The sequence below is a fragment of the Nostoc cf. commune SO-36 genome (assembly GCF_023734775.1).
Taxonomy (GTDB): Bacteria; Cyanobacteriota; Cyanobacteriia; order Cyanobacteriales; family Nostocaceae; genus Nostoc; species Nostoc commune_A.
The window spans coordinates 2,542,583-2,560,215 of record NZ_AP025732.1 but is presented as its reverse complement, the minus strand read 5'-3'; the positions used below and the strand labels follow the sequence as shown (position 1 = coordinate 2,560,215).

The window sequence follows — 17,633 nt, the reverse complement described above, 5'->3', positions numbered from 1 at the left end:
TAGTCATTAGTCATTTGTCCTTTGTCTTTGGTAAATGACCAATGACTAATGACCAATGACCAATGACCAATGACCAATTAATAATGACCAAATTACTCGTAGTAGCTACAGGAAATCCAGGTAAGTTGCGGGAAATGCAAGCTTACCTGGAAAATTCTGGTTGGGAATTAACCCTCAAACCTGAAGAATTGGAAATTGAAGAGACGGGCGAAACTTTTGCGGCTAACGCTTGTCTGAAAGCCTCACAAATTGCTAAAGCTACAGGAAACTGGGCAATTGCTGATGATTCTGGCTTGCAAGTAGATGCCCTAAATGGCGCACCAGGGGTATATTCTGCACGTTATGCCACAACCGACTCAGAACGCATTGCGAGAATATTGAGGGAATTAGGCAACGAGAAAAATCGGCAAGCCCAATTTGTTTGTGCAGTAGCGATCGCTCGTCCTGATGGTGCGATCGTATTAGAATCTGAAGGTATTTGTCGCGGCGAAATTCTCCACGCACCTCGTGGTGATGGTGGTTTTGGCTACGATCCAATTTTTTATGTGCAAGAATTGCAATTGACCTTTGCTGAAATGACACGGGAGTTAAAAAGGTCAATTAGTCATCGAGGCAAAGCTTTTACAGGGAAAATGCTGAAAGCCCTTGAAGATGTGTCCTCCTGAGTCGGACACATCTTCAAGGGCTTTAGACAAGGGATGAAAGCTAACAGCAGGATTTATCCTGCCTTGGTAGTCTCTTGATGTAGTCACGAATTACCTCTGAAATCGTATGCTGTTTTGACTCGGCGTATATTTCTAACCTCGCCCATTCTTCTTCAGATAGCCGAACTCTTAGTATTTTTTCTCGGTTCATTGTAGTCTTTTTAGTGCTACAATAATTTTAACAGGAACGGTATTCAACCTGTATAAAAACCCAATTGTCTAACGGCAACCTGAACCTTGACAATTGAATCTATGCGGTTCTACTGCATTGTTCTAGTTTCTTCCTAGCAGTAGGTAAAAGATTCATAGGAGCTAGACGACTCAGAATTTTGAAGCATTTTTGTTTCAAATTAAACAGGACTTGTACTTTTTGCAACTAGGGTAGGGCATACCCGAAGTAACGCTTGAGGAGAGCCTCACCTCTGACTTAGATGACGCAAGGACTCTAAGTTAAGTGATCTCATTGATTCAAGAATCCCCGTTCCCTTTAGGGCGGGGAGTGTCAAAGCTTTACTTCCGCAACTGGAGAGAATTAAGAGACGCGATTAATCGCGTCTGTAGAAAAGTTAAGAGTAGAGACGCGATTAATCGCGTCTGTTAGGATTTTTGAATTCTGCTAAATCTTCATTCATTAGTCCTGACTTACAACTCATAACTTTTAGCTAATAACTTTTTTAAACTGCTTCTGTGTTCTTTTCGCCAGTACGAATCCGAATCACTTGCTCAACAGGCGAGATGAAAATTTTACCATCGCCGATTTCGCCAGTGCGGGCAGCAGCAATAATTTTGTCTACCACCATATCAACCTGATTGTCGTCAACTACGATTTCCACTTTGAGTTTTTGCAGAAACTCAACGGTGTACTCAGAACCACGATACCGTTCAGTTTGACCTTTCTGGCGTCCGAAGCCCCGAACTTCAGAAACAGTCATACCAACAATACCAGCGTTAACTAAAGCGATTTTCACCTCATCTAGCTTAAATGGGCGGATAATAGCTTCTACTTTTTTCATTTTCTTAACTCCTGACTTCTACTAGCTTCGTTTATATATCTAACCAGATCCGCAGTCTGAAGCTGTAACTAGCAGTGCTTTTCCTAAAAGATATGTAATAGTTGCCACTTTTTTAAAATGTTAATACTTTGCTTGAGAGTTTGGAACCTGATAACCAGCAAGGATTTATTAATTTGCTCATCTTTGAGGTTTTAACATAAAGAACTTGCTGTCAATTTAGCATTTTATGTAGCTTTTATAACCTAAAAATAGATAAACTCCGCCATTTAGCAGATTTATTCGGATATTTAGAGAGTGATTGCAGACAAATAAATTGCACGGTAGATGGAAAGCTTACTGTGGGAGTGTCAATTAACGTTTCTGATGTTCAAACAAGGGACGCACAACGAAATATCCAGCACTAAAGGCAGTCAGCATGATTAACAAGATGGTGATAATTAACCACCAGCCATTGATTCCCTTAGCGTCTGGCTCAGTAGTGGAATAATAACTTACTTGTTGCTCTTCTATAAAAACTGGTTCTGGTATTGAGAAATTCATTTCCATTGCAGGCGTAGAAAAGCCTTGACGGCGGCTTTTTTCGGGTGGGGTTTTGGGTACAACGGATGGATGTGAACGAGAAACCTGCTGACGTGGACGCGCTTGTGTGACTGGTTGTTTGGCGGTAACTCTAACCTCGCTAGTAGCTTGGGTAGCTTGATGATAATTAAATGTAGCCTGGGAATCTACAAAATTTTGCAAGTGAGAAAAAGACTCAACGACTTTAGTAATTTCTTGACGTAATAGTTGATTTTCTTGTGCTAGTTGCTGATTTTGGGTGGTGAGTGCATTTAGCCTCACCTGTGCTGCTTGCAACTCTGTTGACAATTCCCTGTATACAGATAGTGGTACAGAGGGAGGATAGGCTTGAGTAGTCGGTGCTGACGAATTACTGTGAACAGAACCTATGGTTGTTCGCATCAGGGGCTTGGTATTAAAAATCAAGGTAATTAGATCGTACAGAGATGCTAACAGAGATAGTCACCCCTGAAACTATGCCCAAGAATAATAGAAAAATATCCAAAGGGCAAAAATTTATTATTTGGGTGTAGAGCATTTGTACTGAGCAAAGTCGTTGGCACAGCCTCTCCAAGAGTTGTATTGGGAATTGGGTACTAAGAAAACTTTTCCCTAGTCCCCATTTCCCAGCCGCCACAATGGGAAGAAATGCCCCACAGGGCCTTGCCCTTCGCCAATATCCAGGGCGTAACTGAGTGCAGTAGTAACATAGTCTTTTGCCTGTTGCACTGCCTGCCACAAGTCTTTTCCCTTAGCCAGATTAGCAGCGATCGCAGCCGATAGTGTACAACCAGTACCGTGGGTATTTTTTGTTTCTACTTGCTGGCAAGTCAAAACTTCCAACTTGTTCCCATCAAACCAGATATCAACACCACGCAAATTCCCCTGCATACCTCCGCCCTTGACTAAAACAGCTTTCGTTCTTAAAGTCTTGTGAATAATTTCAGCAGCAGCTTGCATATCCTCCAAGGAATTAATTTGTAAACCACTCAAAATCTGGGCTTCGTAGCGATTAGGCGTGATTATAACCGCCTTAGGAATTAGATCATGGCACAGAGTCTTTACAGCATCATCATCAATCAATTGCGCCCCCCTACGTGACACCATTACCGGATCAACGACTAAATTCTCGATTTGTAAAGCTTCAACTTGCTGGGCAACAGCAAAAATAATTTCTTGATTGAGCAACATTCCCGTTTTGGCAGCTTGTACGCCAATATCCTCAACTACTGCCTGAATTTGCGCCACAACAGCCTCTGTTGGCATGGCATCAACTCTCCTTACTTCTAGAGTGTTTTGTGCCGTGACGCAGGTTATAGCGCTAGTACCGTGGACACAGTGAAAAGCAAAGGTGCGTAAATCAGCTTGAATTCCTGCACCGCCACCGCTATCTGAACCAGCAATGGTTAAAGCAACAGGTATTCGGGAGTTTATTTCAGTGTTCATATTTATGAAGATTAATAAGTTAGTACTATAGGACTCCGATTTGATTTCTGAAAACATACTGAGACTGAAAAGCCTAATTCCCTACTCCCCGCCTACGCAGATAATTTCAAAAATCAAATACGATTCCTATATCAAAGCAAACTATCTCCAAGATTCCGGCGTGAATTGCTCTACCTTAAGCAAGCTAAGTGTAGCGTCTCGCAGAGAAGACATAGCTTCTTTAAAAATATTTAGAGAGACTTCATCAAATCCTTGCACAAAGGGCTTTCTATCCCCATGTCACTCTAGAAATCAACAGGACTTTACCACGACACTTCCATAGTGTTTTTGATTTTGTTGTAAAAAAACTTACAAGATTCAGGGCATTCACTGATATCAAGTGCTATTTGTAAAGGTTAGTTTTAATTAAGTTCACAAGGCTCAGTTACAGCGATTAGAGCAGGTTCGACTAAGTTGTTACATTAGTTCCCTCAAGTAAAGAGGTGAATCTACTAAAGTTTCAACCAATTTAACTTTGACTACTGTAACTTTAAGTCCCCACTTATCAGCTAAGGGTGCATTTTACTATACCAATTTGGCAACCTCCTGACTTAAAACAACAGATAAAGTTCAGAGGAATTTTATGCCAAATATGATCACCGTATTGAATATAGCAGATGTTAAAGCTGGTTTGTAAAGAGCAGCGATGTCTACGACGGGCTATGTCTACGCAGCTGCCACAGATGAAGTTGCAATTCACTTTGACTTCATCCAGAGAAAGCTAATCGATGTCTCATAACAAGCCTGTAGATGAAGCATCTATGCGCTAATCGTGCGATCGTCTTCAACAAAATCCTAACGATTGACGGTATCGATACGCCTGATTTAACCATCAACGGTTAACAGCAGAAAATTTTTTCAGTTTGACAACAGTGTTTCTATAACTGACGCGATTTGAAATCGCGATGGACGACTGTGACTGTCTTAAACAGTTCAGATAGATAACCCATTCAAATAACTACTTAGCAATTGAAAAAAGTTGCTGAGGTGTACTACTAATTCCCCTTACACACATTCGGAGTAAATCTATGGCTGGCACAACATATTACGTTTCTGGAACAGGCAATGATCAAAATGATGGCTCAAATGAAGAAAACGCCTTTCGCTCCTTGGGCAGAGCTGTATATGAGATGAAAACCGGTGACACACTCTACGTCATGAACGGAACTTATGACAAAGGGGCTACGCTTTTTAACAAAAACGGCTCACCAGATAATTGGACAACAATAAAAGCTTATCCAGGGCATACGCCTAAGATAAAAACAACAGGAGATGGCATTAATATATTCAGTTCATCTTATGTGCGGATTGAAGGACTTGATCTAGAGGGAGGTCGGGATAAGATCACTTTAGAATATGCCTTACAAGAAAAAGATAACCCGAACAATCCTATTACCCGTGCCAATGGAATTGATGTAAAAACAGTGAAAATAGGGGAACAAGGTGGCACTAATAGTCATCACATTGTCATCACGGGTAATACAGTTCGCAATTTCCCAGGTGGAGGTATTGGATTTAACGACTCAGACTACATCACTGTTGAAAAAAATATTGTATCTGGAAACGCCTGGTATTCTGCTTACGGTAATCAGGGAATTACTACTCTCCGCAGTTTTAATTTTGATGACAACACTACTGATTACAGGATAATTTATCGAGACAACATTGTTTATGATAATAAAAATTTAGTTCCCGTCTGGGAGACAGGGAACATTAGTGAAGGGCATGGTCTTATGCTTGATACTACTATTAAAGCTAAAGGGGGTGAAGTCTATAGCGGGAAGGCATTAATAGCGAATAACGTAACTTATAACAATGGAGGCTCAGGCATTCATGCTTTCAAGTCAAAAAATGCTGATATTGTTAACAACACGGCTTACAAAAATGCTCGTGTTCTGACAAATTCTGGAGAAATTGCTGTTACTTATTCAGAAAATGTACGTGTCTACAACAACATTTTATATGCAAGCGACAATCAAAATGCCAATCTCATCAAATATGCCACAAATGTAACTTTTGATCATAACCTTGTTTATAACTCGAATATATTCCAAGCTTCAGATGATCTAAAAGCCGCAGAGTTACATAATATTCTCGGTAAAGATCCGCAATTTGTTGATGCGGCTAAAAAGAATTTTGCGCTCAAACTTGGAAGTGGTGCTATCGATACTGGTTCCGATCTTTTCAATGGCATCAGTAGGAATATTCCCCTCGATGGTGATGGCAATGGCTCTGCATTGATTGATATTGGTGCTTATGAAGCTCCCCGTAGCAACATTGCCACCCCGGAAATTCAAGTTCTCAATGGCACAGTTGACATTTTTGATGGCAGCATTACTCCTATTAACTTTGGCGACATCATTGTTGGTAATACCCTGACCAAAACTTTTACCATCAAAAACACTGGTATAGCCACACTCAATCTGAGTAATCTTCAACTTCCCAACGGATTTAGTTTAGTCGGAACCCTTCCGACGAGTGTGGCTCCTAATACTTCTACCACCATATCAGTGGCACTCAATGCTGCTACAGTCGGCACTTATAGTGGCAGCCTCAGTTTAAACAACAATGATAGTAATGAAGGCCCCTTTAACTTTGTTATTAGTGGCACAGTTAAACCCGTTCCTACTCCAGAAATTCAAGTTCTCAATGGCACAGTTAACGTTACAGATGGCAGCACTAATACTATTAACTTTGGCAGTGTCATTGTCGGTAACACACTGACTAAAACCTTTACCATCAAGAACACTGGTACAGCTGCACTCAACCTGACCAATCTTAAACTTCCTGACGGATTTAGTTTGGTAGGAACTTTACCGACGAGTGTGGCAGTCAACGCTTCCACCACCATATCAGTGGCACTCAATGCAACTACACCAGGCACCTATGGTGGCACTCTGATTTTAGGCAACAACGATAGTGATGAAGGCCCCTTTGACTTTGCTATTACTGGTACGCTTAAACCTGTTCCTGCTCCAGAAATTCAAGTTCTTAATGGCACAGTTAACATTGCCGATGGCAGCACTAATGCTATTAAGTTTGGTGAAACCATTGTTGGTAATACGCTGACCAAAACCTTTACCATCAACAACACTGGTACAGCCGCACTCAACCTGAGTAATCTTAAACTTCCTGACGGATTTAGTTTGGTAGGAACTCTACCGACGAGTGTGGCTGCTAAGGCTTCCACCACCATATCAGTGGCACTCAGCAGCACTACACCAGGTACTTATGGTGGCACTCTGATTTTAGGCAACAACGATAGTGATGAAAGCCCCTTTGACTTTGCTATTAGTGGTATAGTTACGGCTCCAGAAATTCAAGTTCTCAATGACACAGTTGACATTGCAGATGGCAGCACTACTGCTATTAACTTTGGCAATACCACTGTCGGTGACACGCCAACCAAAACCTTTACTATCAAGAACACTGGTACAGCCCCACTCAACCTGAGTAATCTCAAACTTCCTAACGGATTTAGCTTGCTGGGAACTCTGCCGACGAGTGTTGCTGCTAATACTTTTACCACCATATCAGTGGCACTCAACGCCACTACACCAGGCACCTATGGTGGCACTCTGATTTTAAGCAACAACGATAGTAATGAAAGCCTCTTTGACTTTGCTATCAGTGGTACACTTAAACCCGCTCCTACTTCGGCAATCCAAGTTCTTAATGGCACTGACAACAACGACACCTTTACTATTCGACGAGGCGATGGCAATTACAGTATCGCCAACTTTGGTGGTGTAGGTACTAGCTCAAACCCTTCGGCTGCGGTGATTGCCAAAATAGACACCTTGCAATTTATTGGGACTGACTTGACTGCAAATAATCTGCAATTAACTCAAAATGGCAACAATTTAGAAGTCTCTTTTGAAAAAGTGGGTAATACCAAAGTCACTCTGCAAAACTTTAACTTAGAAAACCTAGAAAACTTAGCTGCATCGACAACAAGACCCGCCATCGGTAATATCGTATTTGACGGAGAAGCTAATGTTACCAAAAGCTTTGATGTGATTAATGCTAACTCTACTCAAACGTATATTTCCAACAAAAACACCGTCACCTTCCTCAATAACTTGAACAATAACATTAGCGGTTTTTACGATTCCGACGATGTAATTAATGGTCAAGGGGGTAATGACACCATCAATGGCAGCGGTGGTAACGACCTGTTACGGGGTGGTAGCGGCAATGATCTTCTCATTGGTGGCCCAGGCAATGATACTCTTGTGGGTGGTATGGGTGCAGACTCTTTCCTTTTCGACACTAATTCTGCCTTTAATAGCGCTGTTATCGGTATTGATACCATCGCTGACTTCAATCACTCTCAAGGTGACAAGATTCTTCTGGATAAGACTACCTTTAGTGCTATTACTTCTGTTGTGGGAACAGGTTTTAGTAACGCCAATAATTTTCAAATCACCAGCTTAGGGGCACTTAGTAATGCAGTAATTGTTTATGACTCTATGACTGGGCAGTTACTATACAATCAAAATGGTAGTGCTGCTGGTTTCGGCAGTGGCGGTCAATTTGCACAACTTACTGGTGCGCCTACTCTTACTGCCTCCGACTTCATCATTCAAGCATAGTTGGGTCGGGTCAACTGAGTGGAAGTGTAATCTAAACATAAATCCACTTTCAAAACGGTTTTCAATTAAACAGATTACATTCATAGGGGCACAATATGTTTATTGTGCCTCTACTATTTTGTAATTTAAATTTAGTCCAGGTTGGTAAACTTTGTTTGTGTAGCCCCAGGTTTCTAGCTTGATGCGATTAACCTAACTTACAATTAGCTGTAGTTTAAGTCCATTGCACAGGATCTAATTGATAGTAACGTTGCAGTTGCTCATAAAGTGCCGGATGCTTAGACAACAATTGGTGCGGTTTCTCAAAGAATGTCTCAGTCGCTACGGCAAAAAATTCTGCGGGATTCGTTGCACCATAGCTATCCATTACCGTCTTTACACCGTGTAGAACATCATGACAAAGTTGCTGATATTCTTCTGTCATCACCTTCGCCCATATAGTATAGTCTGAGCTACTTTGCAGTATAGGAACTCCTTCAGCTTTGCCATCTTCTTGATCTAACTGATGGGCGAATTCATGAAGCACAACATTACGTCCATCTTCCCAGTTATTAATGTCTTGTTTCACCTGTTCCCAAGACAGCACTACTTGGTCATTTGTCCACGATTCACCCAGTCTTGCCACACGCCTTTCTTCAACAACATATTTTCCGATAGAAGTCGTTTCTTGAACAAAATAAGCATTAGGATAGACTAAAATTGAACGAAGTCTGGGGAAGTATTGCCCACGTTCATTTAATAGGAGTAAACAGGCGATCGCAGCAAGAGTCAGTTTCATTTCCTCCGTTACCTGTAATCCTCTACAGCCAATAAATTGCTTTTCTGCTAAGAATACTTGAATATGTCCTTGAAGTCGTCTTATTTCATCGGTAGAGAGACAGAGATAAATAGGAAGATTATTCTCAATAATCGCATTCCATAGTAGGGGAAAAGAACGGTGTTTAAGACGCTTTCTTCGCCTTTTTACTAAAACAGGATTGATTAAAATACCTGTGAGAATTAGCCCAATTATCAGAAAAGCAATTATTGTTTGAATCATTGACTTTTAAGTAATTTATATATTTAAGCCACTGACTTGTGTTTCTAAGTTAACCTCTTTTTTTTGTTATAAAACAATCCGGTTCAATTAAGGATAATTGTAGTTAAGTTGTAGCTTGCTTCCCCACAGTAGTACGAAGTGAAACCCAACAAATGCCCGAAATTTTAGTCTATAGCTTCTTCTTTAATCTCTTCTCTCTGTGTTCTCTGTGCCTCTGCGGTTAAATAAATTCCAAACCGCAGAGACGCAGAGAGCGCTGAGATTATAAAAACTATATTTACCGCTATTGGATCAGAATTATACAAGATTGAACTTTAGTAGAAAGGGTTTTTTGAAGCCCTTGCTCAACTTTACTAATTAATTTATCAAAAGCCTCTTGGTCTGCTGTCAGTTGTTCTTGAAGAACTTTCTCTAACTCAGGCTTTATTTGCTCACACATCTCCTCGATTTTTTTGTCACTCAAAAAACTAGAACGAACCCAACTAGGTACATCTACATTCGTCTTGATTACTTCTTGAACACTCTTGCGATTTAGTTCCATTCCTGCTGCCATCACCGAAGCTCCATATACTAAGGCAATCGGCCAGGTTAAATGTCCCGTTAGTATGAGAGTGATGATGCTAGCTACAGTGCCTCCACCAATTACTACATTGACAATAAAGCCCACTGTCTCAGCCAGAATAGCATCTCCAATTCGTAGCTCTGGGTTAACAAAATTTGGGTCAATGCTATCTTGGAACCTTAAGCTGCTTCTAGGTATCTGAAACTTTCGACAGATTGGATCGGTTTGTGCGGCTAAATCGGGTTGGATTTTATTGCTAAACCAATAAGCGCATTGATGATTAATTATCTGCACAGCGCATTCGCTTTTAAGCCACTGTTCTGCACGACTGATTAAAGATGTTTCCAAATCGGCTAAAGTCCGTATTTTGTTTTTTTGCCAATCTTTTAAAGCTAGTTTAACTGCATTGACAATTAAGCCGTCTGTCAAAGGCTTAGTTAATGATTCGATTAACTCCGGGATATGCCTCTTAATCAAATCTTTGAGCTTGTTCGAGGTAAATAGTTTGTTGACTTCTTCCTTAAAAGCAGCAGCACGCAGATCCCATCGCCCTACTCGTGCTAATCCCAGTGCAATGCACCGTTCCGGTTCTGGATCGGGGCGAAGTAGCGTTTCTGGTTCGGGAAACATTTCTTGACAAAGCAAGTGCGTAAACTTCATGCGAGATGCACCACCAGTCATCAGCAAAAGTTTCGGCACGATTCCAAGTTTTTCTAGCTTTTCTTTCGCCTCGGTTAAAGAGTCGGTAAACGATCGCACCCAACTCTGATGTCCCAGTTCGGGTAAGGGTTGGTTTAAAATTTCCTCCATCATCAATTTATTTACTTGGGGAATAAAATAAATCTGTTCGTTAATCGACTCGAAGCCACGCGCAAAGGATTCAGGATCGCTGTATAGCTGTTCGTTAGAAAAATAATCTTCTTTAGCTTTACGGCAAGCAAGTTCACAACGAGCTTGGTGATGCGAATATTCCTTAAATACTTTTTCGAGTAATGCTTTTTGCTCGTGGTTGGCGAGAGTCCGGGCAAAAATAGCTTTGTCAATTAGAGATGCACCTAAAGTATTACTTCCAAAATCTATGGGTATCTCTTCTAAGCTCTTAACCAGAGTAAAATCTGTGGTTGAAGAACCAATATCGACAATTAGCACCGATGCAACAAGTTTGTCATACTCCAGTTTCCCGGCTTCTTTGGCTTGCATGAAGGCAGCGCGCGATTCGGGTACAACATTTAGTTGGGGAATACCAGCTTCTTGAAGTAGCTTTTGGTATTCGGTGCGATCGCTAACTGACCATCCTGAAGGGCAACCTACGTAAAAATAGCTACCTTCCCCACCTTCGAGTTGTTTACTTTCTTTCAAAAGTCGGTAGTAGGTTGCTACAAAAGTGCTAATTGTTTCCCGATATTTTGGATCGTTGTTGGGTTTTTGCTTGAATGAAATTGTCAGTTGGGTAACGCCAGCTTGAATTAATGCTTGTTCTCCCACAAGATAACCGAGTTTAGGATGCCAACCAAGGGCTGTAATTTGGTTCTTCTTGTTGTTAATCTCCAGCATCTGGGGGGGGTCGATGCTTTCCACTATCGCTTTAGCTACAGCTGTTTCACCGTGCCCCAAATCAAAACCGATTGTTTCTAAAATTTCCATACCCTTATTGTCTATTATTCTCTAGCAGAGGAATATGCTGGCTCAATTACCCTACCGCGCCTAATCAAGCGATCGCCTTTCAACAAAGCAGGAGTTAGAGTCACATGATCTTTGGTATCGGGGTCGATACTTGGCTCAAAGTCAAAATAATTGCGATCGCTGTGCGGGTCATTTGGTCGGTAAATTTGAGCGTTAATTCCCTGAGACATTAAAATTTGTGGTAGAAGTTTTGCAAGTTCATAAGCCATTTGGGGTTTATCAAGTTTTGATGCGCCCATCAGCCTTTGCAGAAAATTTAATAGCTCTGGCAGTTCTTCTATTGCTAAGTCGCCTTCATGTTTATTCCATTCTTCTACTCTAGCTACTGCCAGGTCGATAGTGTTGAGAGCATCGCCAAGATGATCTAAAAATACATTGCTATCAACCCGAAGCAGATGTTTAGGTAATTCCAATAGTCCTGAAGACATAGAATTTTGCTGGCTTTTTAACTCAAGTTGAAGCACAACTTCTACCCCTAGAAGTAGAGATGTTAGTAAGATAGCCATCCATGCACCTGGGGTAGTTTTAGTTAAAGAGAACAACGAACCTAAGATACCTATATAAATTAGTCCTTTCAGCAGTTTTAGGATTAATCTGCTGGAAAAAAGCTTTGTAGGGTTAGTAAATTGCTTTTGCTCTGTTGGAACAATTTGAGAATAGTTAGCCGCAGCAAGAGTAGCGATGGATTGCCGTAGCGTATCTAGGAAAAAGGAAGCCAGACGAATTTGAGCCAGATTAAGTTTTTCAATGTAAATTCTTTCGAGATTATCAAGTCGATTCTGAACCAACTTAACTATCTCCTCAATGTTGGTTGTATTGTCAATATCTGTCTGGAGTTGGTTGCGTTCTTCGCTAAAAAGTGAACTGATAGTTTTCATTGCGTTGACTAAGACTTTAACGTTATTAATAGGAGTGAAATGAGCAGACAACTGCTTATTTAAACCTGTAATCACATGATGACTGATGTAATTAATCTAAGTTGTGTAGTTCCAGTATTTTTTGGCTGAAAAATTGCGCTCAATGTTATCTAGAAATCTTGCATATAGTTGAGATCACACGTAGACTGCTGATGAGGCAGGTTCAGTGGAGCTTTTGAAGGCTAACCATTGTCTAACCATTGATTGCAAATTACACCCATCAGAAGGAGGAGCAGAATGTTTATCTGACGTCATTGCAGACTACGGTACAGGAGATCCGGCATTTACAGAAGTCACACAACGTTTGCTGATGGCTTCTCCCGATGCCCAAATTCATTTGCTTTCGGTTCCAGCATTCAGTACCTTGGCAACGGGATTCTGGATTGCCCAATTAGGACTCAACCCAGGCCCTAGCGATCGCCTAATTTATCATAACTGTGCGCCTCGTCAGGATGATCCTGAAGCCCGTCGAGACAATGAAGGTGAAGGACTAACTTATGCTCTTTTATCCAATGGTGTAAAAGTAGTGGGTGTAAATGCAGGCTACACGCTCTCCTTTATCAAAGACTATACAAAGGATCTGCGAGTGGTCAACGTTTCTCGTGGTGGTTCGCAGTTTCGCTCACGGGATGTCTTTCCTCCGGCTGCGGCTGCCATTATGAATGAAGATTTTAGCCTTCTGGGAGATAGCCTCAAAAGTGAGCAAATCCCAGATGTTCCACCAGATCGAATTGCCTGGATTGATGGCTATGGCAACATTAAAACAACTATTGCGGCACATACACTTAACTTGGAACCTCAAACCAAGATTGTGATCCGAATTGGAGATGTAGTGAGTGATGCAGTGTATTCTGATGGCAGCTTCAAAGTATCTGAAGGGACTTTAGCCTTTGCTCCTGGTAGTTCCGGTTGGTCAAGAGGCGATTCGGGAGAACCATTGCGTTTTTTAGAGTTGTTTCTGCGCGGAGGGAGTGCTTGGGAACGCTTTGGCCGTCCCCGCGTGAATCAGCAAGTAACTCGAATTGCCTAATTTGGGATATAGCAGTTCCCACAAAGATAAGGTACAAAAAATAAATTCCTCTTTAAGCTCTTTACTCTGTGTCCTCTGCGCCTCTGTGGTTCAAAAAATTATTTTAAACCACAGAGGCACAGAGAGCGCTGAGAAAAAATAAGAGATTTTACAACAATCCCCGATAACGAATAAAAACCAAAACCACCGCCCACGAACCCAACGCAACTTTGACTGCAACCAGAATATTCAGTAAGGGGACAATCCCCCCACTCAAAAGTGCGCCCATTTCCCCATGCGGTAACTCAACTCCAGCCAGAGTTATTGCCGCCAGTACAATGAAAACAAGAACCGAAACTTTCTCCCATGTAGCGGCGTGGTAGCGCTGGTAGATTTCTTGCATCCACTCCGGTGAAGAGGTAATGGCAATCAACCCGATCGCAGTTCCGCCTGCGACTCCAGCCGCAAAACCACCGCCAGGGCTGAGATGCCCCCTAATAGCTAGTTCGATACTTACCAACGCGGAAATAGTTGCTCCCAAACGCGCCAGCACAATGGATGGTTGATCTGTGAAACGATAGATCGCGCAGGACGGCTGTTCATTCGCTAGCAGAAAATTAACTCCCATAATTGCGATCGTAAATACCACCACCTCAAAGATCGTGTCATACAAACGATTCCTGAGAATGATCACTGTTACCGCATTGGGTATGCCACCATCTTTAACAATCGATTCAACGATCGAGAAATCCGGTACGACTGGCGCTGAATTCGGCAAGACGAGCATTTTTACAAACAGCGCTATCCCTGCTGCAATGTAGATCCATTTCATTTATGCTTCTCCCCTTCAGGTGGTGTACTTACATAACTCAGGATTGTCGCTGGTGATGTAAGTTCAGTTTGCATAATCTCATAGATGCGTTTCACCCTAATGGCGGTGTGATAAAACTGTTTTTCGTCCTCACTAGTTGCCTGGTCTTGTTCTCGTCTGACACAAGTTGCATGAACTTCTTTATCCATCAGCGCCCGTTCCAAAGCTTGGGTATTTGGGTAGGGAACAAGTTCTAGACGCATCTGGCGTTTACGAAAAATTGTGCGTAAGTCATCCATCAGTTGCCCAAAATGCTGTTCGTCATCTGCCTCGTCTTTGACCAAGCCAAGACGCATTACTAAGGATGAACGCACTGCCACCGCGTAAAGGGTAATTGCCAGCATAGTACCCACCAAGGCTTCGGTCAAGGCAACATCTGGCGCTCCCAAAACCGCATATACCATTGCCGACACCGCTCCTAATATGCCGCGAATTACCAGCGCATGGTATGGATTGACCTGAAATACCACCATACACGCAGCCAACGGCAACAGGGCGATGATGATATAGATATAGCTATCATTCATAGTTCCCCTCACTACTAGAACAGTAAGCCAATACATACCCCAGCACTGTATTCCAGATGGCCAAGGAGATGAGAGCGAGAATGAGTAGCGGCCATTCACTGGGAATTTTTAAGAGCAGCCCGATGATGATACTCATCGAGCCAAGGGTGTCTGCAACCGAAAGACTATGGAGTTTGAATAATAGCGATCGCTTGCCCAACAGAGGAAAGGTTCCCCAAAACCAGAAGAAAAGTCCTAAACTTATGCATATATAGCTGAAAAAGTCAATCATACTTCATTCATTCGTTTAATAACATGAGCCAGCAACATTAAACCAGCATTTCCCACACTTAGGATGATCACCCCGACAACACCAATCATCCAATCATCACGGAAGACGGATACCACCAGGATCATGATTGAAGTTTTGGTGGCAACACTGGCAAATGCGAGCATTTTTTGCCAAATATCATCATCTTGCCATGCCTCATACATGGGGATGAGCATTGCCAGAATCATGGCAATCAATACTAGATTCAGCATCATACTTTTCTCCTCCGTCGCACCCAATGTACTTCGTACCAGCCTGCTTCGTGGTATTTCAAAACAATGGTCTTTGGTGTAAAGGTAATTAGAAATATATCTAGGAATACAAGCCCTGGTGTACGTCCTGGTTTGGCTCGTTCCATCGTTATCTCTTCGTATTTATGGGGGCGGAGGATGATTTGAAATGCCTCCATATACGCCTGTGGAATCGCTACTATAATTTCACCCAGCACACGCAGCCAATCTTTTAATGATTGTTTAGCTGTGCGACCACCCGGTAATAGAAGTGCGATGCTGATGCCAATGATGATATTTGCCACACTGAAATCGGCAGTGAGCAAAAACCAGATAGTCAGTCGCAATATTAGATTTAAATACCCAACCATGCAAATCCCTTCCAGAACAATAGGATTAAAATCAGACTCATGACACCGATCAAATGATCAAATTGTTCAAGGACACGCGGTAGCTTGAGTACTGAATGTTTAAAAATTAGTAAATACGCCAACCATCCAATGCCGATGGTTGCGAGGGGTTTGATGATATTCTCAACGGTGTACGCCTCGTAATACGCAATATTAGCTAGGAACAGCCCACCGAGCAATAGAATCATGGCTGCCCAGAAACCAGGCTTTACCTCTCCTTTTCCCCCACGCGGCAGAAATATGAATTTGGCAAAGGATATGGCTGTTCCGAGGGCGGCAATATTCATAGCGATCGCTTGCCAAGGCAGCAAATTCTTTGTCGTCAATACCTTCGCCCCAAAGCCAGACAGCAAGGGAAAACCAGAGATCGAGAAGCTGGCTATAACTAAGGCGATCCAGATTGGGGTAGCGATCGCTTGATGTTGCAGTTCCTTGAAATTTCGACTCGGTAAAGCCCCGGCAATTAGAAAAAGCGCCGATTTAACCAATCCGTGCGTCAGCGCATAAAAACCACCCACGGACGGCGCAGCGAGGATAAAGCCCAACTGCGAAACTGTGTGAAACGCCAGCATCCGCTTGGTATCTTTTTCAAAGACTGCATAGAAAACTCCCAAAAGCGCCGTGCCAACTCCAAAGGTTCTTACTATCGGATCAACCTCTGCCACCATTAGCGCACACCGCACCAATGGATAGACACCAGCTTTTACCACAACTCCCGACAGCATTGCCGACACTGGCGTTTCCGATTCCGAGTGAGTCAACGGCAACCATAATCCCGATACAAAAATTCCTCCTTTTGTCAAGAGTCCCAAAAAAATCAGGGCAAGCGCTTCTGGAGGTGCTACGCGCAAACCTGCAAAACTAAAGGAATGATGCGCCTGATAAACCAACACCGCGCCAACCAGATAAAAAAGCATTGCCACGTTGCTGATAAACAGATAGCGTAAGCCAACCCAAATCGATCGGTCAGTCCGGGGATAGGCAATCAACAGAAACGCAGCAATACCACTTACCTCTAATGCCACGTATAAGCTGATCAAATCCGAACAGACAAACGCGGCATTGACACTACCGTGCAAAATGATCAGTTGTGCATAAAAAAAAGCTGTCTTATCGCTGTGCCAACAGTAGAGGATGACTGCTGCCGTCACCAGCGCATTAGTTAATATAAAGTAGCCGCTTAATTGATCGATTGTTAAAATAACGCCAAAATTATCTATTAACTGTAGTGTAAGTGGCGACTGAGTGATAAATAGCTGCAATGCATATCCTGCTGAAGCAAAAGCCACCCACAGAGCGAGATATTTGTCAACTTTTGGGAGCAGATAAATGACAAAGCCCAAAAAAAACGGTAGTGCAATCCATGCGATGGTAATGCTATTCATGGCGTGTTATTCTTCTCAATTTCGTTGCTTTCCAAAGTCGGATTATCTCGTGCCAACTTCATAACGCCGACCAGCATTAACGCCTGAATCGAAAATCCGATCACAATCGCCGTCAATATAACCGCCTGGGGAACCGGGTCGGCGTATCTGATATTTTTGACGTTGGAAATAATTGGTGTGAATAAGCCATTTCGTGATGCAATTAGCACGTAATAGGCAATAACCCCGGTACTCATGACATCCATAGAGATGATCTTCATAACGAGGTTCTTTTTAAGGATGATGCCGAAAAATCCGCAAAATATTGTTGCGAATACGCAAGCTTCTAACACGGA

General features: G+C 42.3%; 17 protein-coding genes. 3 read left to right on the top strand and 14 right to left on the bottom strand.

Translation table 11 applies throughout. The annotated features are described in order from the left end of the window. The first annotated feature begins 83 nt into the window (after positions 1–83). Positions 84–665 carry an RdgB/HAM1 family non-canonical purine NTP pyrophosphatase gene (gene rdgB / locus ANSO36C_RS11155; protein ID WP_251960305.1) on the top strand — a complete coding sequence of 194 codons (582 nt, stop codon included), beginning with the start codon at positions 84–86 and terminating at the stop codon, positions 663–665. Between the two features lie 40 nt (positions 666–705). Here the strand turns inward: rdgB and ANSO36C_RS11150 are convergent, their stop codons facing one another. From ANSO36C_RS11150 to thiD, 4 genes are all read right to left on the bottom strand, one after another. Beyond that, complete coding sequence (locus ANSO36C_RS11150) at positions 706–855, bottom strand: hypothetical protein (RefSeq protein ID WP_251959588.1); 150 nt, start codon at positions 853–855, stop codon at positions 706–708. A 523-nt stretch (positions 856–1,378) separates the two neighbouring features. Next, entirely contained in the window at positions 1,379–1,717 is a 339-nt protein-coding gene (locus ANSO36C_RS11145; RefSeq protein WP_012410794.1) for a P-II family nitrogen regulator, read from the bottom strand. Between the two features lie 351 nt (positions 1,718–2,068). After that, complete coding sequence (locus ANSO36C_RS11140) at positions 2,069–2,677, bottom strand: hypothetical protein (protein ID WP_251959587.1); 609 nt, start codon at positions 2,675–2,677, stop codon at positions 2,069–2,071. A gap of 210 nt (positions 2,678–2,887) precedes the next feature. After that, complete coding sequence (gene thiD / locus ANSO36C_RS11135; protein ID WP_251959586.1) at positions 2,888–3,721, bottom strand: bifunctional hydroxymethylpyrimidine kinase/phosphomethylpyrimidine kinase; 834 nt, start codon at positions 3,719–3,721, stop codon at positions 2,888–2,890. A 1,067-nt stretch (positions 3,722–4,788) separates the two neighbouring features. On the opposite strand from thiD, the gene ANSO36C_RS11130 reads away from it, so the two are divergent. Continuing rightward, positions 4,789–8,355 (top strand): choice-of-anchor D domain-containing protein, encoded by a 3,567-nt coding sequence (locus ANSO36C_RS11130; protein WP_251959585.1) that lies wholly within the window; start codon positions 4,789–4,791, stop codon positions 8,353–8,355. A 214-nt stretch (positions 8,356–8,569) separates the two neighbouring features. Here ANSO36C_RS11130 and ANSO36C_RS11125 read toward each other — a convergent pair whose 3' ends face one another. The 3 genes from ANSO36C_RS11125 to ANSO36C_RS11115 form a co-directional block, all read right to left on the bottom strand. After that, positions 8,570–9,394: a M90 family metallopeptidase gene (locus tag ANSO36C_RS11125; protein WP_251959584.1), complete on the bottom strand. Its 825-nt coding sequence runs from the start codon at positions 9,392–9,394 to the stop codon at positions 8,570–8,572. Positions 9,395–9,677: 283 nt separating this feature from the next. Then, positions 9,678–11,600, bottom strand: a complete 1,923-nt coding sequence (locus ANSO36C_RS11120; protein WP_251959583.1) for an Hsp70 family protein — start codon at positions 11,598–11,600, stop codon at positions 9,678–9,680. Between the two features lie 14 nt (positions 11,601–11,614). Next, complete coding sequence (locus ANSO36C_RS11115) at positions 11,615–12,517, bottom strand: hypothetical protein (RefSeq protein WP_251959582.1); 903 nt, start codon at positions 12,515–12,517, stop codon at positions 11,615–11,617. Positions 12,518–12,755: 238 nt separating this feature from the next. Here ANSO36C_RS11115 and ANSO36C_RS11110 point away from each other — a divergent pair, with 238 nt between their 5' ends. Next, positions 12,756–13,586 carry an SAM hydrolase/SAM-dependent halogenase family protein gene (locus ANSO36C_RS11110; RefSeq protein ID WP_251960304.1) on the top strand — a complete coding sequence of 277 codons (831 nt, stop codon included), beginning with the start codon at positions 12,756–12,758 and terminating at the stop codon, positions 13,584–13,586. A gap of 148 nt (positions 13,587–13,734) precedes the next feature. On the opposite strand, the gene ANSO36C_RS11105 is transcribed toward ANSO36C_RS11110, so the two are convergent. From ANSO36C_RS11105 to ANSO36C_RS11075, 7 genes are read right to left on the bottom strand one after another with little or no spacing between them, the layout of a single operon-like run. Then, positions 13,735–14,397 (bottom strand): Na(+)/H(+) antiporter subunit B, encoded by a 663-nt coding sequence (locus ANSO36C_RS11105; protein ID WP_251959581.1) that lies wholly within the window; start codon positions 14,395–14,397, stop codon positions 13,735–13,737. Then, on the bottom strand, positions 14,394–14,963 hold the full coding sequence (locus ANSO36C_RS11100) for a DUF4040 domain-containing protein (RefSeq protein WP_251959580.1): 570 nt from the start codon (positions 14,961–14,963) through the stop codon (positions 14,394–14,396). The genes ANSO36C_RS11105 and ANSO36C_RS11100 overlap by 4 nt, the downstream gene beginning before the upstream one ends. Then, on the bottom strand, positions 14,956–15,234 hold the full coding sequence (locus ANSO36C_RS11095) for a monovalent cation/H(+) antiporter subunit G (protein ID WP_251959579.1): 279 nt from the start codon (positions 15,232–15,234) through the stop codon (positions 14,956–14,958). Before ANSO36C_RS11095 ends, ANSO36C_RS11100 begins: the two co-directional genes overlap by 8 nt. Further along, on the bottom strand, positions 15,231–15,488 hold the full coding sequence (locus ANSO36C_RS11090; RefSeq protein ID WP_251959578.1) for a hypothetical protein: 258 nt from the start codon (positions 15,486–15,488) through the stop codon (positions 15,231–15,233). The genes ANSO36C_RS11095 and ANSO36C_RS11090 overlap by 4 nt, the downstream gene beginning before the upstream one ends. Further along, a complete protein-coding gene (locus ANSO36C_RS11085) occupies positions 15,485–15,874 on the bottom strand; it encodes a Na+/H+ antiporter subunit E (RefSeq protein ID WP_251959577.1) in 390 nt (129 codons plus the stop codon). The genes ANSO36C_RS11090 and ANSO36C_RS11085 overlap by 4 nt, the downstream gene beginning before the upstream one ends. After that, positions 15,859–17,298: a cation:proton antiporter gene (locus ANSO36C_RS11080; protein ID WP_251959576.1), complete on the bottom strand. Its 1,440-nt coding sequence runs from the start codon at positions 17,296–17,298 to the stop codon at positions 15,859–15,861. The genes ANSO36C_RS11085 and ANSO36C_RS11080 overlap by 16 nt, the downstream gene beginning before the upstream one ends. After that, on the bottom strand, positions 17,295–17,630 hold the full coding sequence (locus ANSO36C_RS11075; protein WP_190912896.1) for a cation:proton antiporter subunit C: 336 nt from the start codon (positions 17,628–17,630) through the stop codon (positions 17,295–17,297). Before ANSO36C_RS11075 ends, ANSO36C_RS11080 begins: the two co-directional genes overlap by 4 nt. Between the last annotated feature and the right edge of the window lie 3 nt (positions 17,631–17,633).